Annotated in this window: 28 protein-coding genes and 1 riboswitch; of the genes, 17 read left to right on the top strand and 11 right to left on the bottom strand. The window is 65.6% G+C overall.

What is annotated here, in order from left to right; genetic code table 11:
* Window positions 1-11: 11 nt before the first annotated feature.
* Window positions 12-2,678 carry a PEP/pyruvate-binding domain-containing protein gene (locus SBP01_RS10460; RefSeq protein ID WP_320535736.1) on the bottom strand — a complete coding sequence of 889 codons (2,667 nt, stop codon included), beginning with the start codon at window positions 2,676-2,678 and terminating at the stop codon, window positions 12-14.
* 225 nt (window positions 2,679-2,903) lie between these two features.
* On the opposite strand from SBP01_RS10460, the gene SBP01_RS10455 reads away from it, so the two are divergent.
* From SBP01_RS10455 to SBP01_RS10445, 3 genes are all read left to right on the top strand, one after another.
* Window positions 2,904-3,653: an ANTAR domain-containing protein gene (locus SBP01_RS10455; RefSeq protein WP_320535735.1), complete on the top strand. Its 750-nt coding sequence runs from the start codon at window positions 2,904-2,906 to the stop codon at window positions 3,651-3,653.
* Between the two features lie 63 nt (window positions 3,654-3,716).
* Window positions 3,717-4,130: a hypothetical protein gene (locus tag SBP01_RS10450; RefSeq protein WP_320535734.1), complete on the top strand. Its 414-nt coding sequence runs from the start codon at window positions 3,717-3,719 to the stop codon at window positions 4,128-4,130.
* Window positions 4,105-4,395 carry a hypothetical protein gene (locus tag SBP01_RS10445; RefSeq protein ID WP_275214177.1) on the top strand — a complete coding sequence of 97 codons (291 nt, stop codon included), beginning with the start codon at window positions 4,105-4,107 and terminating at the stop codon, window positions 4,393-4,395. The genes SBP01_RS10450 and SBP01_RS10445 overlap by 26 nt, the downstream gene beginning before the upstream one ends.
* Window positions 4,396-4,431: 36 nt before the next feature.
* Here the strand turns inward: SBP01_RS10445 and SBP01_RS10440 are convergent, their stop codons facing one another.
* On the bottom strand, window positions 4,432-5,640 hold the full coding sequence (locus SBP01_RS10440; protein ID WP_320535733.1) for a globin domain-containing protein: 1,209 nt from the start codon (window positions 5,638-5,640) through the stop codon (window positions 4,432-4,434).
* Between the two features lie 130 nt (window positions 5,641-5,770).
* On the opposite strand from SBP01_RS10440, the gene SBP01_RS10435 reads away from it, so the two are divergent.
* Together SBP01_RS10435 and SBP01_RS10430 are read left to right on the top strand one after the other, a co-directional pair.
* Entirely contained in the window at window positions 5,771-6,664 is an 894-nt protein-coding gene (locus SBP01_RS10435) for a ribonuclease Z (RefSeq protein WP_320535732.1), read from the top strand.
* A gap of 84 nt (window positions 6,665-6,748) precedes the next feature.
* Window positions 6,749-7,720: a dienelactone hydrolase family protein gene (locus tag SBP01_RS10430; RefSeq protein WP_320535731.1), complete on the top strand. Its 972-nt coding sequence runs from the start codon at window positions 6,749-6,751 to the stop codon at window positions 7,718-7,720.
* Window positions 7,721-7,786: 66 nt separating this feature from the next.
* On the opposite strand, the gene SBP01_RS10425 is transcribed toward SBP01_RS10430, so the two are convergent.
* Window positions 7,787-8,602, bottom strand: coding sequence for a LysM domain-containing protein (locus SBP01_RS10425; RefSeq protein WP_320535730.1), 816 nt, complete (start codon window positions 8,600-8,602; stop codon window positions 7,787-7,789).
* A gap of 3 nt (window positions 8,603-8,605) precedes the next feature.
* Window positions 8,606-8,808, bottom strand: a riboswitch (cyclic di-AMP (ydaO/yuaA leader).
* A gap of 365 nt (window positions 8,809-9,173) precedes the next feature.
* Between SBP01_RS10425 and SBP01_RS10420 the strand changes: the two genes are divergently transcribed.
* The 4 genes from SBP01_RS10420 to SBP01_RS10405 all read left to right on the top strand — a co-directional run bounded on the left by SBP01_RS10420 (window position 9,174) and on the right by SBP01_RS10405 (window position 11,970).
* Entirely contained in the window at window positions 9,174-10,520 is a 1,347-nt protein-coding gene (locus SBP01_RS10420; RefSeq protein ID WP_275214182.1) for a coiled-coil domain-containing protein, read from the top strand.
* A gap of 83 nt (window positions 10,521-10,603) precedes the next feature.
* Window positions 10,604-10,969: a TraR/DksA family transcriptional regulator gene (locus SBP01_RS10415; RefSeq protein ID WP_320535729.1), complete on the top strand. Its 366-nt coding sequence runs from the start codon at window positions 10,604-10,606 to the stop codon at window positions 10,967-10,969.
* Window positions 10,966-11,502 carry a DNA alkylation repair protein gene (locus SBP01_RS10410; protein WP_414004214.1) on the top strand — a complete coding sequence of 179 codons (537 nt, stop codon included), beginning with the start codon at window positions 10,966-10,968 and terminating at the stop codon, window positions 11,500-11,502. Before SBP01_RS10415 ends, SBP01_RS10410 begins: the two co-directional genes overlap by 4 nt.
* A gap of 27 nt (window positions 11,503-11,529) precedes the next feature.
* Window positions 11,530-11,970 carry a DUF1810 domain-containing protein gene (locus SBP01_RS10405; protein WP_275214185.1) on the top strand — a complete coding sequence of 147 codons (441 nt, stop codon included), beginning with the start codon at window positions 11,530-11,532 and terminating at the stop codon, window positions 11,968-11,970.
* A gap of 16 nt (window positions 11,971-11,986) precedes the next feature.
* Here SBP01_RS10405 and SBP01_RS10400 read toward each other — a convergent pair whose 3' ends face one another.
* Window positions 11,987-12,493, bottom strand: coding sequence for a metallophosphoesterase (locus SBP01_RS10400; RefSeq protein WP_320535727.1), 507 nt, complete (start codon window positions 12,491-12,493; stop codon window positions 11,987-11,989).
* Window positions 12,494-12,565: 72 nt separating this feature from the next.
* On the opposite strand from SBP01_RS10400, the gene SBP01_RS10395 reads away from it, so the two are divergent.
* On the top strand, window positions 12,566-12,760 hold the full coding sequence (locus SBP01_RS10395; protein WP_320535726.1) for a DUF1918 domain-containing protein: 195 nt from the start codon (window positions 12,566-12,568) through the stop codon (window positions 12,758-12,760).
* A gap of 59 nt (window positions 12,761-12,819) precedes the next feature.
* Window positions 12,820-13,353, top strand: a complete 534-nt coding sequence (locus tag SBP01_RS10390; protein ID WP_275214188.1) for an NUDIX domain-containing protein — start codon at window positions 12,820-12,822, stop codon at window positions 13,351-13,353.
* A 6-nt stretch (window positions 13,354-13,359) separates the two neighbouring features.
* Here the strand turns inward: SBP01_RS10390 and SBP01_RS10385 are convergent, their stop codons facing one another.
* Complete coding sequence (locus SBP01_RS10385; protein WP_320535725.1) at window positions 13,360-14,037, bottom strand: endonuclease/exonuclease/phosphatase family protein; 678 nt, start codon at window positions 14,035-14,037, stop codon at window positions 13,360-13,362.
* Between the two features lie 162 nt (window positions 14,038-14,199).
* On the opposite strand from SBP01_RS10385, the gene SBP01_RS10380 reads away from it, so the two are divergent.
* Entirely contained in the window at window positions 14,200-15,003 is an 804-nt protein-coding gene (locus SBP01_RS10380; RefSeq protein WP_275214190.1) for a thioesterase family protein, read from the top strand.
* A 44-nt stretch (window positions 15,004-15,047) separates the two neighbouring features.
* Here SBP01_RS10380 and SBP01_RS10375 read toward each other — a convergent pair whose 3' ends face one another.
* The 3 genes from SBP01_RS10375 to SBP01_RS10365 form a co-directional block, all read right to left on the bottom strand.
* Complete coding sequence (locus SBP01_RS10375; RefSeq protein ID WP_320535724.1) at window positions 15,048-16,742, bottom strand: SulP family inorganic anion transporter; 1,695 nt, start codon at window positions 16,740-16,742, stop codon at window positions 15,048-15,050.
* 22 nt (window positions 16,743-16,764) lie between these two features.
* A complete protein-coding gene (locus SBP01_RS10370; protein ID WP_275214309.1) occupies window positions 16,765-17,469 on the bottom strand; it encodes an endonuclease/exonuclease/phosphatase family protein in 705 nt (234 codons plus the stop codon).
* 118 nt (window positions 17,470-17,587) lie between these two features.
* A complete protein-coding gene (locus tag SBP01_RS10365; protein ID WP_275214192.1) occupies window positions 17,588-17,977 on the bottom strand; it encodes a DUF2177 family protein in 390 nt (129 codons plus the stop codon).
* On the opposite strand from SBP01_RS10365, the gene SBP01_RS10360 reads away from it, so the two are divergent.
* A complete protein-coding gene (locus tag SBP01_RS10360) occupies window positions 17,970-18,743 on the top strand; it encodes a lipoyl protein ligase domain-containing protein (RefSeq protein ID WP_320535723.1) in 774 nt (257 codons plus the stop codon). The two genes, SBP01_RS10365 and SBP01_RS10360, sit on opposite strands and share 8 nt — an antisense overlap.
* Window positions 18,744-18,844: 101 nt before the next feature.
* Here the strand turns inward: SBP01_RS10360 and SBP01_RS10355 are convergent, their stop codons facing one another.
* Entirely contained in the window at window positions 18,845-19,102 is a 258-nt protein-coding gene (locus tag SBP01_RS10355) for a mycoredoxin (RefSeq protein WP_275214194.1), read from the bottom strand.
* A 171-nt stretch (window positions 19,103-19,273) separates the two neighbouring features.
* Here SBP01_RS10355 and SBP01_RS10350 point away from each other — a divergent pair, with 171 nt between their 5' ends.
* Window positions 19,274-20,005 (top strand): SOS response-associated peptidase, encoded by a 732-nt coding sequence (locus tag SBP01_RS10350; protein ID WP_320538321.1) that lies wholly within the window; start codon window positions 19,274-19,276, stop codon window positions 20,003-20,005.
* Window positions 20,006-20,050: 45 nt separating this feature from the next.
* On the opposite strand, the gene SBP01_RS10345 is transcribed toward SBP01_RS10350, so the two are convergent.
* Window positions 20,051-20,473, bottom strand: a complete 423-nt coding sequence (locus SBP01_RS10345) for a VOC family protein (RefSeq protein WP_320535722.1) — start codon at window positions 20,471-20,473, stop codon at window positions 20,051-20,053.
* Window positions 20,474-20,492: 19 nt separating this feature from the next.
* On the opposite strand from SBP01_RS10345, the gene SBP01_RS10340 reads away from it, so the two are divergent.
* Window positions 20,493-20,813: a chorismate mutase gene (locus tag SBP01_RS10340; RefSeq protein WP_320535721.1), complete on the top strand. Its 321-nt coding sequence runs from the start codon at window positions 20,493-20,495 to the stop codon at window positions 20,811-20,813.
* 2 nt (window positions 20,814-20,815) lie between these two features.
* On the opposite strand, the gene SBP01_RS10335 is transcribed toward SBP01_RS10340, so the two are convergent.
* The gene (locus tag SBP01_RS10335; protein ID WP_275214198.1) at window positions 20,816-21,205 is read right to left on the bottom strand and encodes a hypothetical protein; all 390 of its coding nucleotides are present in this window, start codon (window positions 21,203-21,205) and stop codon (window positions 20,816-20,818) included.
* 155 nt (window positions 21,206-21,360) lie between these two features.
* Here SBP01_RS10335 and SBP01_RS10330 point away from each other — a divergent pair, with 155 nt between their 5' ends.
* Window positions 21,361-21,681, top strand: coding sequence for a DUF6504 family protein (locus tag SBP01_RS10330; RefSeq protein WP_275214199.1), 321 nt, complete (start codon window positions 21,361-21,363; stop codon window positions 21,679-21,681).
* Window positions 21,678-25,163 carry a DNA polymerase III subunit alpha gene (locus tag SBP01_RS10325; RefSeq protein WP_320535720.1) on the top strand — a complete coding sequence of 1,162 codons (3,486 nt, stop codon included), beginning with the start codon at window positions 21,678-21,680 and terminating at the stop codon, window positions 25,161-25,163. Before SBP01_RS10330 ends, SBP01_RS10325 begins: the two co-directional genes overlap by 4 nt.
* The last annotated feature ends 68 nt before the right edge of the window (window positions 25,164-25,231 follow it).

The raw sequence follows: 25,231 nt of genomic DNA, 5'->3' as shown, positions 1-25,231 counted from the left end.
GCAGGTGCCGGTCAGCGGGCCGCCGCGTCATCGGGCGCGGATTCGATGATGACGGTGCCGGCGTCGCCATCCACCGTGATCCGCTGGCCGCTGGTAATCCGCTGGGTGGCTACTCCGGTGCCGAGCACCGCAGGGATGCCGTATTCCCGGGCCACGATTGAGCTGTGGCTCAGGGGGCCGCCGACGTCGGTCACCACCGCCGAAGCCATGGCGAACAGCGAAGTCCAGGCGGGAGTGGTGATCCTGGCCACCAGGACGTCGCCCGGTCTCATCAGGGCGAAGTCGTGAGGACCGTGGAGGACGCTGGCCGGAGCACTGACCCGGCCCGAACTCGCGCCGGCGCCTTTGATCACGTTGCCCACCTGGTGTTGCGGGCCCGCCGGCATCATCGATCCGAAGGCCCTTTCCATCCACCGGTTCTCGGGGAGCAGCTGGGGGGCGGCGGCCTTGACCTGGCCGCGCCACAGCATCCTGCGCTCCTCCACCGCAGCGGCACGGACGGGCCGGTCGGCGCCGGTGATGGCCACGGCAGCCGTTCCCGGTGCGGCCAGGCCGAACTCGACGGCGCTTTGCAGCTCCCTGAAGCGCAGCCAGAAGACGTCGTCCGCTTGGGTGAGCACAGCGGAGCCGACCAGCCGCTGTCCGAGTTCGAGCAGGATTCGGCGCAGCAGCGGCCACGCGAGCCCGACATCGGCCAGGGCGTCCTCACGGATCGGCCCGGTGCTCTGGGCCCAGCGGAGCAGACGGTAAAACACGGCGCGCCGGCGCGGTCCCAGCCGGGCGGCCATGCGGCTGGTCTGCTCCTCCCGCCGGTCGGCCGCGAGCCGCTGCCGCTCGTAGGGGTTGTTGCCCTGACCGCGCAGGTAAAACTTCACAGTCTCCAGCAGCGTTGCGGGATCATCCGCCGGCACGGGGCTGGCGAAGTCCAGGTTGTACACCGCGTGTCCGAAGCGGTCCAAATGGTTCTGGAAACGTTGATGCCATTGCTGCCACAGTGCCTCCCCGAACGCCTCCGGCGCGGTGCCCGTGCGCTGGGAGGCGGCGAGCGCCGTCGTCGATTCTTCAAGGATGACCGAGGCCAGCCCCGGCACCCCCCGCACCCACGCCGCGAGGTCAAACAGGGACTTTTCCGCCCGGATGGGTTCGCTGTCGTAGCCGAGCAGGAAAATCTGGGCCGGGGGATCGCCGTCACGCCGGACGAACCTGTCGTAAAACCCCCGGAAAGAGAGTTCACTGGTGGCGGCCAGCGGAATGATTGACTGCACGGCGGTGTAATACACGGTGCCGGCGTCCAGCAGCACCTGGACCCCGTCAAGCAGTTCCTCACCGGAGAGCCCGCGGACCGGTTTGGCGGACCAATCCCTAACCACTTGTTCGTAGCGCGGGTGCGAGTATTCCCGCCAGCCGGCCACTCCCAGGCGGGCCTGGCCGCGGAAGAGGGCCCGTACTGCCGTGAGCGACCTTACCGTCACCCGCCACATTGCCGAGGTGCGGTAGTAGTAATAGGCGTAGCCGTTCACGGTGGGTAACCCCACATCGCCTTCGCCAACAACGTTCCTGCCGACCGCTTCGGCCATCAGGGCCCGAAGGGATTTGGATACCGAGCCATCGATGAGATCGGCGAACAGCGGCGAGAGCGGATCGGGCATCTGCTCCACGATGCTTGCGCGGAAGTAGAGGCCTTTCGGGTAGGGCACGGGCCACGAGTCCGGAACGTCCGCGGCCGGTTCCGGAAGGGCAGTGATGGGACGGGACTGCAGGATATGGAATCCGTTGCCGGCCCGCGCCCACTCAATGTCCTGTGGTTGCCCGAAATACGCCGCAATCCGCCTTCCGTAACCGGCCAGTTCGGCCGCATCCCGGTCATTGAGAACGGGCACCCGGCGCCGTCCTTCCGGGACGGGCTGTTCCTTCGTACCATGCTCCGCGGAGACGGTCATGACGTCCTTGTCGGCAGTTTGCCGCGAGGATACCCGGCCCGTCCCGGCATCGACCACGAGATCATCGGTGGTGACCGTTCCGCTAACCACTGACTCGCCCAGACCCCACGCGGCGCTTATCACGGTCTGGTCGCGGCGCCCGGTGGCGGGGTTGGCGGTGAACATGACGCCGGCTGACTGGGCCTCCACCATGCTCTGGACCACCACGGCGAGACGGACCGTGTCCGGTGCTATGCCCTCGCGGGCGCGGTAGGCCATGGCGCGTGCGGTCCACAGGGAAGCCCAACAATTGATGACCGCTGTGTGCAGCTCCCCGGCCCCCACCACATTCAGGTAGGTGTCCTGCTGGCCGGCGAAGCTGGCCGAGGCGAGGTCCTCCGCCGTGGCGGAGGATCGCACGGCGACTGCTGCGTTTCCATCGCCGAGACGGCCGTAGGCGTCGTCCAGTTCCGCGGCGACGCCGGACGGCACTGTCCCCTGTGCGAACAGCGCCCGGATCCGGGTGGAAGCATCCTCGTAATCCTGCGGCGACGCCTGCAGCGGCAGTGCGGCCAGACCACGTATGTCCGTATCCAGGTCATTTTCACGCACAAAATCCGTGTAGGCGGAGGTGTTCAGCACAAAACCTTCAGGAACGGGAACCCCTGCCTGAATGAGGCCGCCCAAGCCCACAGCCTTGCCACCGACGAGGGGAACATCCCCCGGCCCCACATCCACCAAGCTATTGACGTACGTCATGTCCGCCCATCCTTCTGCCCGGATCCGGGGGCGTTCTGTCTGGTTCTCCACATAGTGGCACCACCGCAGGCAGGCGTCCACCGGCAACGGGGATTATTGGGGCCTGGGTGGCTGCGTATTCCTACCTCGCCGCAAGGGCATGGAGTAAGCTGGAATGACCGTCAGGAAGAGCGCGGCCGCAAGCTAGAACTGGGGAAACGACCCCGGCATCCGGAAAGGTTGCCCATGGCTGCCCGACTACCCCGCACCTATCCCGCCGCCGATATCACCGGCCACGTCGAGGACCTTGTGTTGAATTGTCCGGATCTCGCCGGCTTCCTCGACGACCTCACCGCCTTCTGCGCTGACCAGCAGGCCTATTTTTCAGGAAACGTATCCTGCGGAATTACTGTACTGAGGACTTCCGGCGTCCCGGATGTGGCCGGCTCTGATGAAGCCACCCATATCCTTGAGGCCACGCAGAGCACCAACAGGGAGGGGCCAGGGCTGGCTGCCGCCCTGGACGAGTCCATGGTCCTGGTACCTGACCTGCGGGCTGAAGAACGCTGGCCCAGCTTCATCGAGGCCGCCGCAGGGCAGCGCGTGCTGTCCGTGCTGGCACTGCCGGTCCCGCTGGATGGGGTGGCCAAAGCAGGCATCAGTTTTTACAGCCTCAGGCCACACGGATTCGGCCGGGAAGCGATCGTCAGTGCGCACGCCCTGGCAGCCGATGCCTCCAAAGGGCTGCGCCTGGTCCTGAGGATCGCGCAGCTGAGGGAAGCCGAGCACAATCTCCGGACGGCGATGGCGGACCGGTCACCCATAGACATCGCGGTGGGTGTCATCATCGGGCAGGAGCGGTGCACCCAGGATGTTGCGCTGGAGTGGCTCTTCCGTGCCTCGCGCTCACGAAACATGAGCATCCGTGATCTGGCGGCCGAAATTGTGGCCTCCGCCGGGGCCGCCCATCCGACCAGGATCCATTTCGGCGAATGAGGATGCCTCGGAGGATGCCGGAAGTCCTGGTGCAGCCAAGAGGCCACATGCTGGAGTTGCCACATGCCGGAGCGTCGTCTGGTGCTGAAAGCCGTTAAGGGATTCCACACCCTGGCATGGTTCACTATCGAGGCGTGCATGGTGTTCGTCCTCTATTCAGGGATCCGGAGGCGGACTGACCGGCGGGTGGGGCAGGCCGCCGCGGTTGTGGCCGGTGAGATCCTCATCTTCGCCGCCAACGGTTTCCACTGTCCGCTGACACCCCTGGCCCGGCGGCTCGGAGACCCCACCGGTTCGGTGACGGACATTTATCTCCCCACGTGGTTCGCCCACAATCTGCCGGCCATCCATGTGCCGCTGATCATCATTGCCGTGGTCCTTCACGCCCGGAACCTGAAGTCTGCCGGAGCGGGCTTTTCCGGAGGCCCTCCAAGGGGAGCGGAGGGAAGGCATGGCGGAGTCCACCAAGCTCGTTAGCGCAGCAGTCTTTGTCCTCGCCGTGCTGTTGTGGGCAGTCTTCGGTGCCTTCCTGTTGCTTCGGCAGGGGAACCTTGGCGAGGTGTGGGCGGCTTTCCGCGGACAGCCCTGGATCCTTCAGGGGCTGGAGTTCCTGGTCTTCCTCCCGTGGGCCGCCGCCTTATGGCTGTGGACCACACCATGGGAGCTCTGGATCCGCGCCCTGCTGGTGCTGGGGCTGGCCTGGGCAAGCCTCTATCTTCTCTATCCGTGGCGAGCCGGCTGAGTGGTTACGGCCCGATTTGCGCGGTCCGCAACCGGCTCACTGGAAGTCAGCCAGCCACAGATCCGGGCCGAACACCTCGTACTGAATGTCCTTTGCCGGCACACCCTTGGCGATGAGGTCACTGCGTACCGCCTGCAGGAACGGCAGCGGCCCGCAGAGGTAGTATTCGGCGTCCAGCGGAAGCTCCACGGCACTGACGTCCATGAATCCCTGGAAGGTGGAGCCGGACCCGGCCGGATCCTCCGCAGGATTGACGAACCAGCTGTGCAGCGAGCCCTCCGGCAGCCGGCCGATATCCTCGGTGACCTGCCGGCGGAGCGGAAACGCATCCGGACTCTCGTCAGCGTGCAGGAGCATCACCCGGCGCTGCGAGCCGGCCTTTACCAGGTGGGAGAGCATCCCGGCCATGGGGGTGATGCCGATTCCGGCGCTGGCCAACACCACAGGCCGGTCCGTGTATTCCAGCACCACATCGCCGAACGGGGCGGAAAGCACCACTTCGTCGCCGACCTGGACATCCTGATGCAGCAGGTTGGACATCTCGCCGTCAGGAGTGGATAACCCATGAACACGCTTCACCGCGAAATGCCGATGTTGTCCGTCATCGGCCCGGGTCAGGCTGTATTGGCGCGGCTGATGCACGCCATCTTTCATGGGCATTTTTATGGTCACGTATTGCCCGGGAAGGGAAGGCTTCACGTCCCGTTCATCCGTCCTCTCCACCACAAACGTGACCACGTCCGCCGTCTCCTGGATGCGCTGGGCCACCCGCCAGGTCCGCCAGATGGTTTCCGGCGAGAGGTGCACCGCGCCGTAAAGACCGCGTTCCTTGTTGATCAGCATGTTCCCCATCAGCCAATAGACCTCGTCCCAGGCGGCCGCGACCTCGGGCGTGACCGCATCGCCCAGCACATCCACGATGGCCCAGAACAGGTGGTCGTGGACAATTTGGTACTGGTCCGGGCTCAGGCCCAGTGACACGTGCTTGTGGGCAACCCGGGACAGAAGTTGGTCCGGCAGCTGATCCGGCTTTTCGATGAGGTAGGTGGCGAAAGCGGCAATCGACCCGGCCAGCGCCTGCTGCTGCCGGCCGTCGGCCTGGTTACCCCGGTTGAACAGGCCATCGAGCAGGTCCGGCCTGGCTTCGAACATATGTTTGTAGAACCGTTTGGCGATCTCTTCAATGTTTGCGCCCACTACGGGCAGCGTTGCCTGGATAACGGGACGAGAGGTGTCAGAGAGCATAATGCGTCCTTCCGTAGTGGCCGGCGGAACCCAGCGGCGAACCGGCTTGGCCGGGCTACTGTAACAGCCGGGCCGCACTCGGAGAAGAGGCTAATGGCTGTTACGGCCGGGCAGTGGGACACTCGGTTCCATGCGTGAGTTCGTTGCCCTCGGCACAGCTTCCCAGGTCCCTACAAGGAGCCGTAACCACAACGGTTACTTCCTGCGCTGGGATGGCCAGGGCCTGCTCTTTGATCCCGGCGAGGGCACACAGCGGCAGATGCTGCACGCGGGGGTCTCTGCAAGCCGGATCACCCGTATTTGCTTGACCCATGTGCACGGCGATCACTGCTTCGGGCTCCCGGGGGTGCTTTCCCGGATGGCGCTTGACGGCGTGAGCCATCCGGTCCATCTGCATTACCCGGCCTCCGGCGAGGCCGTGGTCCGTGCCCTCGTGTCCGTCAGCACTCCCGGACTTGACCTCCGGCTGTATCCGCACGACGGTCCCGGCACCATCGCTCCGGGGCTGCAGGTCCGGCCCCTGAAGCATCGCATCGAAACATACGGGTACAGGCTGGACGAGCCTGACGGCCGCACTCTTCTGCCGGACAGGCTCGCCGCAGCCGGGATCCGGGGCGCCGACGTGGGGAGGCTGCAGCTGGCGGGCGCTCTGGGCGGTGTCCGTCTGGAGGATGTGAGTGTTCCCCGGGCGGGGCAGAGCTTCGCCTTCGTGATGGACACGGCGCCGTGCGCAGGGGCGCAGGAATTGGCGGATCGGGTGGACCTCCTGGTGGCGGAGTCAACGTTCAGTGACGACGACGCCGGGCTGGCCAGGCAATACTCGCACCTCACCGCCGGGCAGGCGGGTGAGTTGGCGGGCAGCGCCGAAGCCCGCACGCTGATCCTGACCCACTTCTCCTCACGGTACGGCGACGACCTCACCCTCCTCGTGGACCAGGCGCGGCGCCGCGCCGGCGGCTCCGCAGTGATCGCCGCCAGGGACCTGGACCGGTTCGCCTTTCCAAAACGGCGTCGGCTGCCTTAGGCCGCGGGACGGAAGGGGCAGCCGCCCCTTGCCGGAGATTGTGTTTCGGGAGCAGGATATTAGCCTCACGCGAGGAGGCCGGCCATGATCCAGCTTGGAAAGTATGAACGGTACCTGATCGAGGAATTCTTTGATGATTACCGCGCCCGTGCCATGGCGCATCAAACGTTCACGCGGCGGGTCGCTTTCATCACGGGCAGCATGGCCGCGGCGTCGGCCGCGATGCTGCTGGTGGGGTGCACGCCCGAGGAAGTCCCGCGGGGAACCGAACCGATGCCGTCGCCCTCTGCTTCGACGACGGGTACCGGCATGGCATCCGGCGGGCCGGTACCGGGGGCGAAGAGTCCGTTGTCCGTCCCCGAGGGTGCGGCAGGATTGACGACGGCGACCGTCGCGTTCGGTGCGGACGGTACAGAAATCAGCGGCTACCTTGCCCGTCCCGCGTTGGGCGCTGCGGGTCCGGCCGTACTGGTGTGTCATGAGAACCGCGGGTTGACCGCGCACATCCAGGACGTGGCGCGCCGTTTCGCCAAAGCCGGCTATGTGTCGCTGGCACCGGACCTGCTGAGCAGGGAAGGAGGCACGGGCAGCCTGGATCCGGACGCCGTCCCCGGAGCGCTGACCAACGCCGGGTCAGCCCGCCATGTTGCCGATTTTGCTGCGGCCTTTGACTATCTGCGCGGCCAGGAGTTCGTGGACAAAGGACGGATCGCCATGAACGGCTACTGCTTCGGCGGCGGGATCACCTGGCAGGCGGCCACGGAACTACCCGGGCTCAAGGCCACGGCAGCGTTCTACGGGCCCGCGCCGGACCTGAACCGGGTGCCGGAGATCAAGGCCGCGGTGTTCGGGGTGTACGCCGAACTGGACAAGCGGATCACCGGAACCATGCCGGCACTCCGCGATGCCCTGGACGCCACCACGGTGGCGCATCAGCTCACCGTGTACCCCGGCGTGGACCACGCCTTCCACAATGACACCGGGGACCGGTGTAACCAGACCCAGGCAACGGCTGCCTGGAATGACATGCTGTCCTGGTTCGGGAAGTACGTGTGAGTGCGCAGCAGCGGCGGACGACGGCGGTCGGCATACTGCCGCGCGCCGCCGTCCAACCGGCCGGGGTCACGCCACGTGGACGAAGGATGCGCCCTGGAGCCAGCTGATGGAGTGGACCTGGGTCTTGAAACCGTCGACGCCGCCGCTGACAACCTGGCCGTTGCCGGCAAAGACACCAACGTGTCCGGCGGTGATCACCAGGTCACCCGGAGCGGGCGTGCCAACAACGCTTCCGTACTGGAAGAACTGGCCCGGGGCAAGGTCTCCGACACTCTTACCGGCTGAGCGCAGTGCCTTCTCCACCATGGCGGTGCAGTCCTGCTGGACGCCGAGCTGGGAGTAGGCAGAGGCCAGGATCGCCGAGCCGGCTGCTCCGGTGGCAGCCTGGGCCGGGGCCGGGCTGGACGCGAGCTTGACGCCGGTGTTGGCCGGTGCAGTCGGCGCCGCGGCGGCCTTGGCTGCGGGGGCGGGAACCGATGCCGGTGCCGGTGCCGGTGCGGCCTGCCCGGCGGCAGGGATCCGGATTTGGTTGCCCGGGTAGATGATGCTGTCCAGCGACAGGCCGTTTGCGGCCAAAACGTTGCTGAGTGCCACGCCGTTGGCCGCGGAGATCTGGCCCAGTGTGTCGCCGGATACGACAGTATGCACAGCGGCTGCGGCCGGAGCCGGAGCCACGGCTGCTGCGGGTGCGCTTACCTGGCCTTGAGGGGTGACCGTTCCGGAGTCTTCGGGTCCGTGGACGCCGGCGTGGGCAGGGGTGCTGAAGCCGAAAAACAGGCCGGATGCGGCGGCGACCACGAGGGCCGGCCGTCCGATCATCAGTGCACGGGATGTAGTGGGGGTGGCTGCACGATGGCGTGCGGCAGTGGACTTCTTGGACATGGTTGTTTGCCTCTCCCATGCCTGCGGGGTGAGCTGTCGGGTTCGGGTTGGAGAGACCCGGCCGGGATCGCCGCCTCAAGGGACGGGACGAGTGCCGACTTAACCCCAAGGCCTGTTCAGGCCGTGGAAATGTGGTTCCCCCGTCCCTGCCAGTTGCATTGCGTCTGGGATCCCGGGTCAGTGGCAGGGCTCGGCATACTGACGGGAATGTCCTGGCCTAAAACCAGGGCACCCAACGACCATAGCGGCTGCTTTTCCCGAATGTCACATTCCGGTAACGGAATGTACGGCCGGAATTCATCCGCGCGGCGCGGAGCGTTCCTGGGCCAGGGACGACGACGATGCAGGTCACCGCGCGGGATGCGTATATGCCCCCACAGGTCATCCAACTGATTCAATTCTCCCCAAAAAGGGCACTGGAACGCCGTCCGCAGGCCGGCCAAGGCGAATATTTCCTGGCGCCGGCAAGGCCGGAGACGTGGACCGTGGCGGGCTGACCGGCCCGGTCCGGGGCCTGACGCGGGACCGATATTCCCCGGAATCGGAGACTTGCCCGGTAGGCTCACGGACTATGTCCCTGCTTGCCCACAAATTGCGGCTGACCGGCCTCGCGGCCGTGCTTGCACTGGCTGTGGCCGCCTCGTCTTCCATGCTGCCGGCCCGCGCCGCGGACCCGGCTCCTCCCGGCGGCTATCCTTCCTGGCAGGACGTGGAGGGAGCCAAAACAAGCGAGGCCGCCACGGCCGCTGAAGTCACCAAAATCGGTGACCTGCTCGGCGGCCTGCAGGCCGAGGCAGAGGCGCTGGGCAATGCGGCCGTCACCGCTGCCGCCGGATACTCGGTGGCGCAGGACGATCTTCGGGCTGCCGGTTCCAAGGCGGACGCCCTGGCCGTGCAGGTGGCACGGGCGAAGGAGGAATCGAGCCTGCATAAGAGGGAAATCGGAGCCCTCGCCGCGCAGTCCTATAAGACCGGCGGCACAAATATGGGGTTCTTCGTGGCGCTCGATGCCTTGCAGACGAACAGTATCCACGCCCTGAACATTGTCCGGATCGTCAGCGACAAAACCTCGGTGCTGGTTCACAAATCAGCTGAGGCCGAACGGATCGCGGACGCGCTGGCCGAGCAGGAGCGCGCCGCCAAAACTGAGCGCGAACGCCTTGCCGGCATTGCCGAAGCCAAGCTGTCCTCGGCGCAGGCCGCCCAGCGCGCAATGGTGCAGCACGTCACGGAACAGCAGCAGCACAGTCAGGAACTCACCGCCCAGCTCGCTTCCCTGAAGGGCACCACGGCAGCCGTCGAAGGAGAGTTCCGGCAGGGCCAGGCTGCTGTGGCCGCCTACGAGGCATCCCAGGCGGCCAAACGTGCGGCAGCGGAGGAGCGGGCACGCCAGCAGGCTGAAGCTGCTGCCCGGGCTGCCGCCCAAACCCCGGCAGATCCTGCGCGCCCAAATCCCGAACCCCACAATCCGGCGCCCCAAAATCCGGCGCCGCAAAACCCCGTACCCCAAAATCCGGTACCCGCACCTCCCGCACCGCCGCTGGAAAGCCCGACGCCGGCCCCGCCGCCCGCCGTCGTCGTTGTACCTTCCGTTCCGGGCGGCGCCGTCAACGATCCCGCCGGTGCCCGCAATTATGCCGCCGGGCGGCTTTCCGCATACGGCTGGGAACAGGACCAGTTCCAATGCCTGGCGCAGCTATGGACGAAGGAATCCAACTGGCTCACCACGGCCACCAACCCGTATTCAGGGGCCTACGGCATCGCGCAGGCGCTCCCGGCCAGCAAGTATGGCAGCACAGGCAGCGACTGGCTCACCAGCTACCGCACCCAGGTTGACTGGGGGCTTGCCTACATCCTGAACCGCTACGGCTCCCCGTGCGGCGCCTGGAATCACTCCGTCATCAGGAATTGGTACTGACGGCCCCGCCGGCGTGCGGCCCGGCCCCTGCAGCCTCGGTGAAGCTGCAGGTCCGGCGGACTCCGCGGCGTTAGGCTTTTCCCATGGCTGACTTTGAACGGTTCCGGATCCTGCTGGAGGAAGAGCGGGGCCGGAAGCTGGCACTGCTGCCAGCGCTACGGGCCGATATTTCCGCTGCCAATGCCGCCCGACAGGACTCCAATGTGGACGACGAACATGACCCCGAGGGCGCCACCATTGCCTTCGAACTGTCACAGGCAGCGGCGCTGCTGAACCAAAGCAGTGCCGGTCTGGCGGAGGTCGAAGCGGCACTGCACAGAATCTCGGACGGCACCTACGGGGTGTGTGCCGTCTGCGGAGGACCAATCGCCGAGGGCCGCCTTGAGGCGCGGCCCTGGACCCTGTACTGCATTGAGCATTCCGGCGCGGGACGCCGGCACGGTAGGTGAGCCCGGTGAATCAAACCGTGCAGGACGCGGCCCGGTTCATCGACACCACCCTGCAGAATGAAGGCACCTGGTACCGGTCGGAGGAAGTGGAATCACGCCTGGGCGGGGCCCTCAGTTCCTACGGCGCATCAGTTGGAGCCGTGCGGGGAACCATCCGGGACGCCGGCACGAAATTCAAGGGCCTCGCCCACGACGACGTGACGGCACTCGCCTCGCAACTGTGGGGCCAGCCCGGGCCGGGCAGGCGGGCCGTCTACGAGCGGCGCCTGGCCGCCGTCGTGCTCCTGCAATCCCGGGTGGCCCTCCTGCGGCACTCGGACCTGACCCGGCTGGAAGGCTTCATCCGGTCGGCGCACACAGCGGAGTTGGTGGACCCCCTGACGGCCGACGTCGTGGTTCCGCTGCTCGCGGCGCTGGAGGGCGCGGACCGCCAACGCGCCGGGGTGGTGATGGCACGCTGGAGCCGGGATCCTGACGGCTGGGTCCGCCACGCCGCGGCCCTCGCTACCGGAACCCCGGCCCCCACAACCTGAATTCACGCCTGACAGAAGGAGACGCACATGACCACCACCTACAACCTGGAACGCTTTGTTGAGGCACAGGAGAGCGGCGGTACGTACCGGCAGGCGCTGTCGGAACTGCAACTGGGCAGCAAACGGGGCCACTGGATGTGGTTCATTTTCCCCCAGATTGCCGGACTCGGCAGCAGCCCCACGTCCGTGAAGTATGCCATCAGCTCATTGGAGGAGGCACAGGCCTACCTGAAGCACGACGTCCTGGGACCCCGGCTCCTCGAGTGCAGCGTAGCCGTGTCCACCCATACCGGGCGTTCCGCCGCCGATATCTTCGGCGGCATCGACGCGAAGAAACTGCGTTCCTCCATGACCCTGTTCCTGCGTGCAGCGCCCGGCGAGACGGTTTTCAAAACCGTGCTGGCACAGTTCTTCGACGGCCAGCCGGACCCCGCCACCGACGAACTGCTCGCCGCGCACCACGACTGACCCCGCCGGCCCGGCATCATTGCTTCCGGACCACCTCCAGCTGCACGTGCCCCAGGATCCCGCCGTCCACCGTCGCGGTCATGTACGTGCAAAAAGGCTGGCGCCGGCGGTCCGTGGGCGAGCCGGGGTTGAGCAGGCGTAAACCTCCTGGCGACGTTGCGTCCCAAGGGATGTGGCTGTGGCCGAACACCAGAACATCGGACTCCGGGAACAACGCTTCGGCACGCTCGTTTCTGCCCTTTGCCGGACCGGTCTCGTGCACTACGGCGAACCGGACGCCTTCGAGCACCACGTACTGCCTTTCCGGAAGCCTGCGGCGGATCTCCGGCCCGTCATTGTTGCCGTAGACCGCCACCAGCTGCCGGCTCCGCTGTTCAAACCGGTCCAGCAGTTCCGGGTTCACCCAGTCGCCGGCATGGAACACCACGTCCGCGCTTTCGACGGCGTCCCACACCTGGGCGGGCAGTTCCCGCGCACGCTTGGGGACATGTGTGTCTGAGACGAGCAGAAGGCGCAGCGGCATATGTGAATCCTGCCATGCGCCCCTGTTACTGCCCGCCGCCGCGTCGTACTCTGGGCCTTGGAGGTGATTGACATGGAGGCAACCCAAGGCGACAGGATCATCGTCCGGGGCAGGACTGTCGGTTCGTCCGACCGGCACGGGGTGATCGTGGAAGTGCGGGGTCAGGAAGGGCACCCGCCCTACCTTGTCCGCTTCGACGACGGACACGAAACGGTCATGTATCCCGGCGGTGATTTCGCCGTCGAACGCGGGCACGCAGGCCAGTAAGACCAGCCCGGTCCGGCAGGTGCCCGGCAGAGTCGCTGTGCACCTGTCAGACTGGAACCATGGATCAATCACTGGCTTCCACGTCCGCTGATGCCAACCGCCATTTTCCGCCGGCACGCACGGGTCCGCGGGACCCGGGTGACGCGTGGGTGGAGGGTGACCGGGGGAAGTTCTGGGGCAAATTCGGTGCCGCCGGGGTGTTGGCCTACGACCCCGGCAAAGGGGTCCTGCTCCAGCACCGCGCGTTGTGGAGCCACAACGGCGGAACCTGGGGACTGCCCGGCGGCGCGCTCCACCAGCACGAGGACCCCGTGACCGGCGCGTTGCGGGAGGCCTACGAGGAAGCGGCTGTGCCGGCGGAGCACGTGGATGTCCTTTTTACGTCCGTGCTGGATGTGGGCTACTGGACGTACACCACCGTTGCGGTTCTGGTGACCTCACCCTTCGATCCCGTGATCAGCGATCCGGAGAGCCTCGAACTCCAGTGGGTGCCGCTGGGGGATATGGACCGCAAAGAGCTGCACCCCGGCTTCGCGCGGTCCTGGCCGCAGCTGCAGCCCCGGCTGCTTACCCACGCCACGCGGATCAGATAAGGGTACTCAGTAGCCTTTGCCGTACTCCGCGCTCACCAGGATGGGCAAATGGTCCGATTTGCCCCGCGGCAGGGTTTCCACGCTGGCGATGTCCAGGCCCAGCGACGTGGCGAAGTCGAAATGGCCCCGGAACACCTTGTAGCGCGTGTAGGTCCGGTGGTTGCTCAAGGACAGGGCATAACCCGAGTTCTTCATGTGGGCGTGCAGGTTCTTGGTGAAGAACGGATAGTTGAAGTCACCCACCATCAACGTCATCAGGCCGCTGCCCATGCTGAGCAGCTCCGCGTGCGCGGCATGGATCTGCTTCCTCCGCAGCGAATTTGATGCAGTGAGGGGAGCGGCGTGGAAGGAGCCGATCACCAGCTCCTGCCCGGTGTCATTGTCCACCACGCGGGTACCGATCAAACGCTCATGTGCCGGCGCCAGGAGCCTGTCATGCACTGATTTCTTCAACGCAAACGATTGGGTGTCCACGGCTGTGAACCGGCTTGTCCGGTAGTAGATGGCGAGGCCCAGGCGGTTGCCCTTGGTGGTATCCGCGAGGCGCAGCGGCCCCAGCGCCTCGGGCAGGTCACCGGCGTCCACCTCCTGCAGGCACAGCGCGTCGACAGCGAAATTCCGCGCAAGGGCGAGCAGCTCGCCGCTGGCTTTGTGCTTCCGAAGGTTGTAGCTGATGACGCGCATTCGTGGAACACCTCACTTCGAGGGTCGCTGACAGGACCAATTTCTGAGTTTAGTCCGATCGGGGCCTCCGCTGCGCGGGAACTTGCGGGGGTTCAACGCCGGGGTTCCAGGGACCGGCTAGAGTTAATGATCATTCACCCGGAATCATCGGAGGGGCCAACGTTGACCAAGGAACTGCCTGAACTTGCCGAGGGCGACTTCTACTATCAGTCACTGGGGGGCGGCCGGTTCCGCTCAACCATTCACGCCCAAGGTGCCTGGAACGAACATGAGCAGCACATGGCGCCGGCCGCGGGGCTGATGGCTGACAGCCTGGAGCGGCATGAACCCCGGGCAGACATGCGGATGGCAAGGCTAAGCTATGAGATCCTCGGCCTGATCCCGGGCGGGGAGTTCCACATAGAAACCACCACGCTCCGGCCGGGCAGGACCATTGAATTGCTGCAGGCCGAACTGGTCGCCAACAACCGCGTGGCCATCAGGGCCACCGCCTGGCGGATGATCACCAGTGACACGGCCGCGGTGGCCGCCGTCGAGGATGCCGCCATTCCTGCGCCGGATGACTGCAAACCGTTCGACGGCGCCGCCATCTGGCCGGGCGGGTACATCCGTTCCCTTGAGATGCGCGTGGCTGAAGGGCACCGGGACGGGGCTGGAACAGTATGGCTGCGTACCGGGCATCCCCTGACCGACAAGGCGGACAGCAGCGACTTTGCCCGCCTGATGGGGTTGGTGGACACCGCAAACGGCATCGCGGCGAGGGTCCCCCCGGGGGAAGGGAGCTACGCGTTTCCCAACCTGGACCTCCAAATCCACATGTACCGCAGGCCTGAGGGTGAGTGGCTTGGCCTGGACAACGCCGTGTCCTTCGGCGCGGACGGAATAGGCCTGACTTCCACCGTCCTCCATGACCTCCAGGGACCTTTCGGCCGGGCTGAGCAGATCCTGACACTGCGCCGGACCTGAGGTCCGGACGCGTACTGAGGTTTTCCAGTCCGCACGGGTGCGGACTACGCCTTTCCGGCCCACTCCCTGTACGCGCGCACCGCGCTGTGCACTGTGGGGTAGAAATGGTCCGGGCTGAACCTGGATCCGGCACCGAAGCGGACCAGCCGGTCCTTGACCGGTCCTTTCATTTCGGCGAAGACCAGACTGACACCGCGCCGCGCGAGTTCATCGTCCAGCTGCACCACTTCGTCCAGTGCCGTGGTGTCCAGCCCGGTGATTGGTTCGGCCGCCACAATCACCCACTTCGCCGGCGACGGTGCGCCGTCCACCAGGTTGCGGATGTGGTCCGCGAAGACTTCGCCGTTGGCAAAAAACAGTGGTGCGTCGAAGCGCGCGATCACCAGGCCCGCCACCCGTCGGCCCTCCGGGTGCCGGTCGAGGTCGTGGAAGCCGGGCACTCCGTCAACACTCGCGAGTTCGGTCCGGTACGGGTCCCACGCCCGCCGGACGAATGCCACCAGGGACAGCCCGATTGCCACCACGATTCCCTCCAGGACCCCCACAAAGGCCACGCCCAGGAAGGTGACTACCAGGAGGAGGGTCTCCAGCTTGCTCATCCTGAACAGGCGCAGGAGTGTTGTCACATCGACGAGTGACGCTGCCGCGACGATCACCACGGCAGCGAGAGTCGCCGTCGGAAGGAAAGCCGTGACGCCCGGTACAAGGACCATGAACAGCACCACAAGCAGGGCTGCCACCACACCGCTCAGGGGCGATCTCCCGCCGGCGTCAAGGACAATGGGCGTCCGCGAGGAACTTCCGCTCACCGGAAAGCCGCCGAGCATGCCCGTGGCAATGTTGGCGATTCCCAGCGCGCCCATTTCCTCATTGCCGTTGACTCTTTCCCCGCGGCGGCCGGCAAGGCTCTTGGACAGGGTGGACGTGTCCGCGAAGGCGATGAGGGCAATGCCTGCCGCCGGTCCGATCAGCGCCGTCACGTCCTCCCAGCCGATCCCTCCCAGCGCCGGCGAGGGCAGGCCCCGGGGGAGGGCGCCGACAACCGGCAGTTGCCCGGCGAGGTCCAGCCCGGCTACCAGGGCGATGGCCCCGCCCACGGCAAACATCACGCTGGGCACTTTCCACGGCAGGAAGCGCCCGCCCACGATCACGGCCAGGCTTCCCGCCCCCACGCCCAGGGCGATCGGATTGATCCCGCCGCTGAATACCGCGCCGGACAGGGATGCCAGGCGTTCAATAAGGGTCTGCCCCGAGCTGTCGATGCCCAGCAGCCGCGGAAGCTGGCTGACGGTGACGGCCAGTGCGATGCCGTTGAGGTAGCCAACGCGGATGGGTTTGGACAGCAGCCCCGTCACAAACCCCAGGTTGAAGATCCGGCCGGCAACCAGGAACACGCCGATCAGGATTGCCAGCACGCCCGCCAGCGGGACGGCGTGCTCCGGTTCCCGTCCCGCCAGGGGAAGAATGGCGGCGGCAATCATGGGGGCCAGTGAGGAATCCGGGCCCACGATGACCACCCGTGAGGGCCCGAACACGGCATAGAAGATCATGGGCACCACCGAGGCGTAGAGCCCGTTCACGGCAGGGAGCCCGCTGGCCTCGGCGTACGCCATGCCTGCCGGCACCAGGGCTGCGCTCAGGGCTGCGCCGGCCACCAGATCGGGCTTCAGCCAGGCTTTCTTGTAGCCGCGGGCCACGCGGACGCCCGGTATCGCCTTGCTGATCCAGTCGTGCCGCACGCGCGCCTCCCAAAAAATGCAGTCAGGCGGCCGGTGGCTCCTGCGCGGGGGCGGAATCCTGACCGTATTCGGCGGTGACCAGGATGGGCAGGTGGTCCGACGCGCCACGCGGCAGCGTCTCCACGTTCTCAATGTTCAGTCCCAGTGACGTGGCGAAGTCGAAGTGGCCCTTGAAGACTTTGTACCGTGTGTAGGTCCTGCGGTTGCTGAGCGAGAGCTCGTACCCCGAATCCTTCATCTGTTCGGTGAGGTTTTTGGTGAAGAACGGGTAGTTGAAGTCACCCGCCATCAGGGTCATCAGGCCGGAACCCATGCCCAGCAGTTCCTTGTGGGCCGCGTTGATCTGGTTCCGCCGCAGCGAGTTCGTGGCCGTGAGCGGGGCGGCATGGAAAGAAGCGATGACCAGCTCATGGTTGGTCTCGTTGTCCCGCACGCGGGTACCGATGAGCCGCTCATGTGCCGGTGCCAGGACCATATCGTGCAGGGACTTCTTCAGCGCAAAGGTGTTGGTGCCGTGGGCGGTGAACCGCTCCGGCCGGTAGTAGATGGCAAGCCCCAGACGGTTTCCCTTGGTCGAATCGGCCAGTTGGAGCTGCCCCAGCGTGTCCGGCAGGTCGGTGGTGTCGCACTCCTGCAGGCACAGGGCATCGATGTCGAAATCCCGGGCCAGGGCCACGAGTTCTCCACTGGCCTTGTGCTTGCGAAGGTTGTAGCTAATGACGCGTATCAGTGGATTGCCTCTCCTGAAGGAGTGTGGGGGGTGCCGCGGTTTCTGAGTTTAGCCACCCGGCGGGGGACCGGACGTAACAGTCCGCGCGTGTCAGGTAGCTTTTGCCGGAGCCCGGTCAGGTTGAACGGAACACCAGCCAGCCGGCGAGGGTGGACAGGCCGGTCAGCGCGGCGCCCCAGAGAATGTCCACCACAATGAGCTGCAGCGGCCAGGTCTTGAGTGTGGCGGCGTTGGTGAGGTCATACGTTGCGTAGGCAAAGGCGCCCAGTGCGGCACCGTAGCCGACGGCGGTCAGCCAGCTGCCGCCGTCGAGCGCCGGCCGCAGCGCGAAGAAGAGAATTCCCGCGATGTACAGGACATAGAAGGCCACGGCGTAACCTAAGTTGGGCTTGTCGGCGAGCAGGTCACCGATGTGGCTGCGGTAGAACGGGTTCATCAGCTTGAGCCAGATGGCGTCGATGACCGCGAATGCAGCGGCAACAACAAGGAATTGCAATATGACCATAAGGGAGCTTAGCAACATGCAGGACGTCGAGGCCGACCGGACGCTCACCGTGGTGCGGCAGGACCACACACTCGGCGCCGCCCGGGACCTGGAATTCGGCCTGGAACTGCTGACCCTGGCCAGGACCGGCGGGATTGGCCCCGCGCTCCGGCTGTACCGGCCGGCCCCGACTGTTGCGTTCGGCCAGCGCGATACCCGCCTGCCCGGTTTCGAGGCGGCAGCAGAGGCCTGCCGGGACCACGGCTTTGAACCCCTGGTGCGGAAGGCGGGCGGGCGGGCCGCTGCCTATCACGAGGGCACGCTGGTGGTTGACCACGTCATGCCCGAGGCTGATGCGATTGCCGGCTCCAAAAGCCGGTTTGCGTTTTTCGGTGAGCTCCTGGCGCAGACCCTGCGGGACGTTGGTGTGCAGGCCGCCGTCGGCGAGATCCCGGGCGAATACTGCCCCGGCGAGTTCAGCGTCCACGGCACCCACCCCGCAGATCCCACCCGCCAGGTCAAACTGGTGGGCACTGCCCAGCGCGTGGTGAGCGGCGGCTGGCTGTTCAGTTCGGTGATTGTGGTGGAAAACTCGGCACCCATCCGCGCCGTCCTCACCGACACCTATGCGGCCCTGGGCCTTGACTGGGAGCCGGCCACCGCCGGGGCAGCCGACGATCTGGTACCCGGTCTGACAGTGCAGGCCGTTGAGGATGCGGTGGTTGCATCCTACGCAGCGCACGCTTCCCTCACATACGCCGACTTCGCCAGCGTGTACCGCAGGTAAGCCGTATACCGCAGGTAAGCGGAGGGCTGCTTCAGCGCACACAAACAGGACGGGACCAACCTGGGGTTGGTCCCGTCCTGTCTATTCCTTCGCCTGCGGACCTAGGCTGCCAGCCGGCTCTTGACTTCGGCCAGTGAGGGGTTGGTGGCGGCGGTGCCATCCGGGAAGAGCACTGTGGGAACGGTCTGGTTGCCGCCGTTAAGCTGCTCCACGAGTTCGGCGGTGCCGTCCACCTCTTCGATGTTGATTTCCGTGTAGCCGATGCCCTGCGCATCCAGCTGCTTCTTGAGCCGGTTGCAGTAGCCGCACCAGGTGGTGGAAAACATGGTGATGGTGCCGTTCTCGGGGGTAAAGTCCACGGAGCTCTCCTGAAATCGTTGAGGGGGTTCGTTCTCCTCAACGGTAACCCGCGGCGGCCTATTCCCAGGGCTACAGCCGGGGCTGTTCCGGGCGGAGGCTGCGGAGGAACTGCGCCGGCTGACACGGACCACCGCTAATGGCATGCTGGAGCCATGTGTGGACGCTATGTGATGGCCCGGGCCGTGGGGGACCTGCTCGCCGAATTTGATGCCCGGCTGGAGGAGGATGTGCAGCTGCCCCCGTCATGGAACGTGGCGCCCACAGACGATGTGCCGATTGTCCTGGAACGGCTGATCGACGAGGAGCCGGTTCGGCAGCTGCACGTGGCCCGCTGGGGCCTGGTGCCCTCATGGGCGAAGGATCCGGGCATAGGGGCCAGGATGATCAATGCCCGGAGTGAGAGCGTGCTGGAGAAGCCTGCCTTCCGCAAGGCGGTGAAATCGCGGCGCTGCGCTGTCCCCGCTGACGGGTACTACGAGTGGAAGCAGGGGGCCGGCAAGCAAAAGCAGCCCTATTACGTGCATCCGGGCTCAGGAAGCCCATTGGTGTTTGCCGGCCTGTATGAATGGTGGAAGGACCCCTCCAAAGCCGAGGATGATCCCGGCCGCTGGATGCTTTCCACCTCCATCCTCACCACGGACACTCCGCCCCCCGGTGCCGAGTCCACGGTGTTTGGCAAGCTGACGGAGCTGCACGACCGGGTGCCCCTGCCCATGGACCGGGCCACCATGGCCTCCTGGCTGGATCCGCAGATCGACGACGCCGCCTTCCTCGTGGACCTTGTCCGCGCCCATGTGAGGGATGCCGCCGCCGACTGGCATGTGGACTCAGTGGGCCGGGAAGTCGGCAACGTGCGCAACAACTCCCCGGAACTCATCCGCCCGGTGGAGGCTCTCTTCTAGAAGGCGGCGCCCGGAAGGGGCGCCCCCCAAAGGGTGACGGTGCCCCTAGACGGTGACCTTGCCGTCGTCGTCCACTGCCCACGTGGGGTTGTAGGCAACCTCCCAGCGGAACCCGTCCGGATCGGCAAAATAGCCGCTGTACCCGCCCCAGGGCTGGGTGACAGGTTCGGCCACGATCTGGGCGCCTGCGGCCCTTGCCTCGGCCATCACCCGGTCCACGTCCTCGGTGCTGGGAAGGTTGTGGCTGAGCGTGATGCAGGGAACGGGTCCGGGAAGGGCCACTCCCGCTTCGGCGTGCATCTGCCCGGCATCCCACAGGGAAAGGATCAGGCCGTGATTAACCTGGATGAACACCACGTCGCCAGGATGTTCACCCCGCACCGGCCAGCCGAGGCCTTCCACATAGAAGCGGCGGGCGGCATCAACGCTGCGAACGCCTAGTGAGATGAAGTCGACTCTGGGCTGCATGCTTCGATACTGTCAGAAGATGGCAACAATTCAAGGGAACGATCGGGAAGCATCTGCCGACAAGGAACAGCTCGCTGCCGTTCGAGTTGCCGTCGACGAAGTGGATGACCAGATTGTCACACTGATTGCGCGGCGGGAACGCCTGATCCGGATCGCAGGGACGCTGAAGGGCGACGACGCGGAAGTCCGGGCGCCCGGCCGGGTGGAGCGCGTGATAGAACACGTGAGGGACGCTGCCGAAAAGAAGGACATTGACCCGGACATCGTGGAATCCACCTACCGGGCCATGATCTCAGGGTTCATCGAACTCGAGCTGAAGGTCCACAAGGAAAACAGCTGACGCTAGAGCGCTTCCTCTACGGGGACGCCGCCCTGGAATTCGCGGCCGTCAGCCTCGCTGAACGCGGTCATGAAGTGCCCCTTGCCCAGGCCTTGGATGGCCGCCATGGGAAAGTTTCCCGTGATGGTGTTTCCCGAATGAGTCACTCCGGACAGGTCATAATTTTCCTCGGCGGTCTGGTCATGGCAGAACGAGTAGAAGGCGATGGCCTCCCCGTTCAGGAATTCAATGCCTAGCCGTCTTTGCGAGGAATGGTCAGGGCTCGACGCCACCAGTCCCACCACGTACGCACCCGCTCCCGGTATGTTGCCATCGATATCAAAGTTGGCCACGAGCGTGTTGTCCTGGGCCTTGATGCTTACGTGCTTGAGAAGTGCGTCATGGGAGCTCATGGCACCATCCTGCCCCCAGCCGTCCCGTCAGTCCACCCCTGTCTAGGTTTTGTCAGGGCACCCTTGTAGACTGAATTTATTCGAATATGTATTCGAACTGCCAGCTGTTGCAGCCGTATTCCGCAGCAGCCATCATTCAGTCCGGGAGGCGCCCCATGGGTATGTTCAGCGAGTCCGTGGACGTTCACTGCACCGCTTCCGGCCAGCCTTTGAAGCTCGTGTGGGCCGGCAGGCCGTACACCGTCTGCGCCGAACCTGTCCGCTGGTACGAACGCCGCCAGTGGTGGGCCGAGGAACGCCGGGCACCCCTGGGCAGCGGCCCGGGCCTGGTGGACCACGAGATCTGGCGCGTGCAGGTCCGGCCGGAACCTGATGAAGCCGGGGAGCCCCTTACCCTGGACCTCAGCAGGCACCTCGGCAGCGGCCGCTGGCGGCTCCTGCGCATCCATGACGCCCTCCACCCCAAAACAGCATGAGCTTCACCCATCTCCACGTTTCCACCGCCTTCAGCGCACACTATGGAGTCTCCTGGCCCGACGAACTGGCCCAGGTCGCTGCCGCGGACGGCGCAACGGCTCTTGCCTGCACGGACCGTGACGGGTTGTACGGCACCATCAAACACCTCAAAGCCTGCATGGCGGCAGGCATCGACCCCATCGTGGGGGTGGACCTGGCGGTCTTGGACGACGACGGCGACCACCGGACCCAGCTCGCTGGCAGGGTGGTGGTGCTTGCCCGGGGGAACAACAACGGAGCGGGCTACCGAGCCCTGTGCCGATTGGTGTCCGATGCCCATGCCCGCACCTCCGGTAAAGCCGGAGGAGCGGTGCCCGTGGCAGTTACCCGCGCGGAGCTCGCTTCACGGACCCTTGACCCCGCCACCTTGAAGCCGGTTCTGACCGTCCTGATTGGACCGGACTCCGACGTCGGACGCGCCATGGGCGGCCGGCGCTACCTCCGTCCACGCACCCTCTTCAAACAATGGCTGGACGCCATGCCCGCCGGAACCCTGGTTGCCGAAGTTGTTTCCCAGCTGACTGCCCCGGGAAAGCCCCTGAGCACTGCCCACGCGGTGCGCATGCTCAAGCTCGCCGAAGAACACCGAGTCCCGGCAATCCTGACCAACGCTGTCCGCTACTGCGCCGAGGACGGAGCCGCCACGGCTGACGTCCTTGATTCCGCCCGGACCCTGAAATCACTGCCGGAACTGGCAGCCGAACCGCTGCTCCAGCCCAACGGGCAGGGGTGGCTCAAGTCAGCCGGGCAGATGCTTCTGTTGGGGAAGGAAATCATCCGTGCCGCGGGATATGGCACAGCAGACCTCAAACAGCTCATGGCGCAGACTGAGGCGCTCGCCGATTACTGCAGGATTGATCCGGTGGCGGATATGGGGTGGAAGCAGCCCGTGGTTCCGGAGGCGTCGGTTATCGGCATCAGCCAGGACCCGCACCTTGAACTGGTCCAGCGTTGTGAAGCAGGAATAGGCAGGCGCTTCCCGGGCATCTCCGGTCAGGCGCACAAGGAAATGCGCTCGCGGCTGGAACACGAGCTGGGCATCATCCGGAACCTCGGATTCTCCTCCTACTTCCTGACGGTGGCGGAAGTTTCCCGCATGATCCTGGACATGGGCGTGCGTGCGGCTGCCCGCGGTTCCGGGGCTTCCAGCCTGGTCAACTACCTGATCAACGTCAGCCAGGTGGATCCGCTGCAGCACGACCTGATCTTCGAACGCTTCCTCTCCCAGGACCGGGCAACCTTGCCGGACATTGACATCGACGTCGAAAGCGCCGAACGGCACAACGTGTACCGGAAAATCTTCGACCGGTTTGGTTCCGAGCGGGTCACCCTGATGAGCATGCAGAACGGGTACCGGGCGCGAGGCGCTGTGCGGGATGCAGGCATGGCGTTGGGCATGGACGATGACGATGTCGGTGAGATCGCCAAACAGTTGTGGCGTTTCTCGGCCCGGAAATTCCGGGAAGCCCTGGTTGAAAAACCTGAGCTCCGGGAATTCGCCGGACGGGTGGAACAGCGGGGTTTCGCCGAAAACCAGCAACTTGACCTGCTGGTGGACCTCACCGAACGCCTCGACAGGCTTCCCCGGCATATTTCCATGCACCCCTGCGGAGTGATCCTGGGCGATGCCACGCTGCTCGACCGGACGCCTGTCCAGCCCAGCGGCCTGGGGCTGCCGATGAGTCAGTTCGACAAACACGACATGGATCCCATGGGCATGCTGAAACTGGATGTCCTGGGAGTGCGGATGCAGAGCGCCATGGCCTTCGCCATCAGGGAAGTCATCCGGATCCATCCTTCCAAAGCGGAAGTGGTGGCGGCCGGCCACCACCCTGCCGGACCTGACGGCGCCGGGCCGGACTACATCGCTGAGAACGGCCACATCGAGCTCAACGCCGTCCCGCTGGATGATGAATCCACCTTCGAGCTGATCCGCAGCACCCACACCCTGGGCTGCTTCCAGATTGAATCACCTGGCCAGCGCGAGCTGATCGGCAAGATGGCCCCGCGTGAGTTCAACGACCTCATCATTGACATTTCGCTGTTCCGGCCCGGACCCATGAAATCAGACATGGTGCGGCCGTTCCTGGAGCACAGGCACGGCTTTGCGCCGGAAGTGTATCCGCACCCTGACCTGAAACCCGTCCTGCAGGAAACACACGGCGTCACGGTCTTCCACGAACAGATCCTCAAAACCTTTGATGTTATGACCGGCTGCGGGCTGGCGCGGGCGGATGAGTTCCGCCGGGCCCTGGGCAATGAGGTCCTGGAATTGAAAGTGGAGGAGTTCTTCCGCCGGGAAGCGCGGCTCAAAGGATATTCGCCGGAAGTGGTGGACAACGTCTGGGGGACCCTGAAAGCGTTTGGAAGCTTCGGTTTCTGCAAGGCCCACGGCGCGGCCTTTGCCGTACCCACCTACCAGTCCGCCTGGCTGAAAGCGCACCATCCCGAGGCGTTCCTGGCCGGACTGTGGGAGCACGATCCCGGCATGTATCCCAAACGGCTGCTCGTGGCCGAGGCCAGGCGGCTGGGAATCCCCATCCTTCCCCTGGACATCAACCGCAGCCAGGCCGAATACCGGGTGGAACGCGTGGCGGCCGGCGCCGATGCCGGCAAACTGGGAATCAGGCTGAGCCTCAACGGCATCTACGGCCTCTCAGGGGCCGAGCTCAAGCGGATAGTTGCCGGTCAGCCCTACGACTCCCTGGCCGATCTCAGGGCACGGTCCAGGCTGAGCAAACCCAGCATCAAAAGGCTCGCTCAGCTGGGAGCCTTTGATTCCCTGCACCGGGAGTCAGGCGGGGTCGCAAACCGCGCCGACCTCGTCCAGCATCTGCAGAAACTCCAAACGACTGGCACCAGGAAGGGTGCGGACATCATGGAAGGGCAGCTGGCGTTGCCGTTAGGTGACGTGGAGCTGCGGAACGTCAAACCCGGCCTTCCAGCCCCAACCCTGGTGGACAATGTCCGGGCAGAACTGGACCTGATGGCCATGGATGTCAGCGGGCACCTGATGGACAGTCACCGGCCCATGCTGGACAAGCTGGGGGTCACCACTGCCGATCAACTGCTGGGCCTGCGGAACGGCACCGAGGTTCTGGTGGCGGGGGTTCGCATCGCCACCCAGACCCCGCCGATGCGCGGCGGCCGGCGTGTGGTGTTCATCAGCATCGATGACGGCACCGGCTGCATCGACTCCGTGTTCTTCCACGAAGCCCAGGAACAGGCGGGACTGTTGCTGTTCGGCACCAGGTTGCTGCTCATCCGCGGCACCACGCGGCGGACAGGGCCCCGGGGAATCAGCCTGAGCGCCAGCATGGCCTGGGACCTGAGCCGGGTGGAAACGCTTCCGTTCCCGGAAAACCAGGGCGGCCATACCGATGTGCCGCATCCCCTGGACGGGATCAGCCGAAGCCTTGCGATCACCGGAATGGGCGGCTGAACCTCTCCAAGGTGCCCTGACCGGCCGCCCCAAACCCGCGGGTCCCGTTGGTCGGCCTCCGGCGAAAC

Origin of the sequence: Pseudarthrobacter sp. IC2-21 (genome assembly GCF_034048115.1) — a bacterium.
Taxonomy (GTDB): Bacteria; Actinomycetota; Actinomycetes; order Actinomycetales; family Micrococcaceae; genus Arthrobacter; species Arthrobacter naphthalenicus.
Note: the sequence above shows the minus strand (reverse complement) of the source record. Positions and strands in the feature narration are given on the sequence as shown.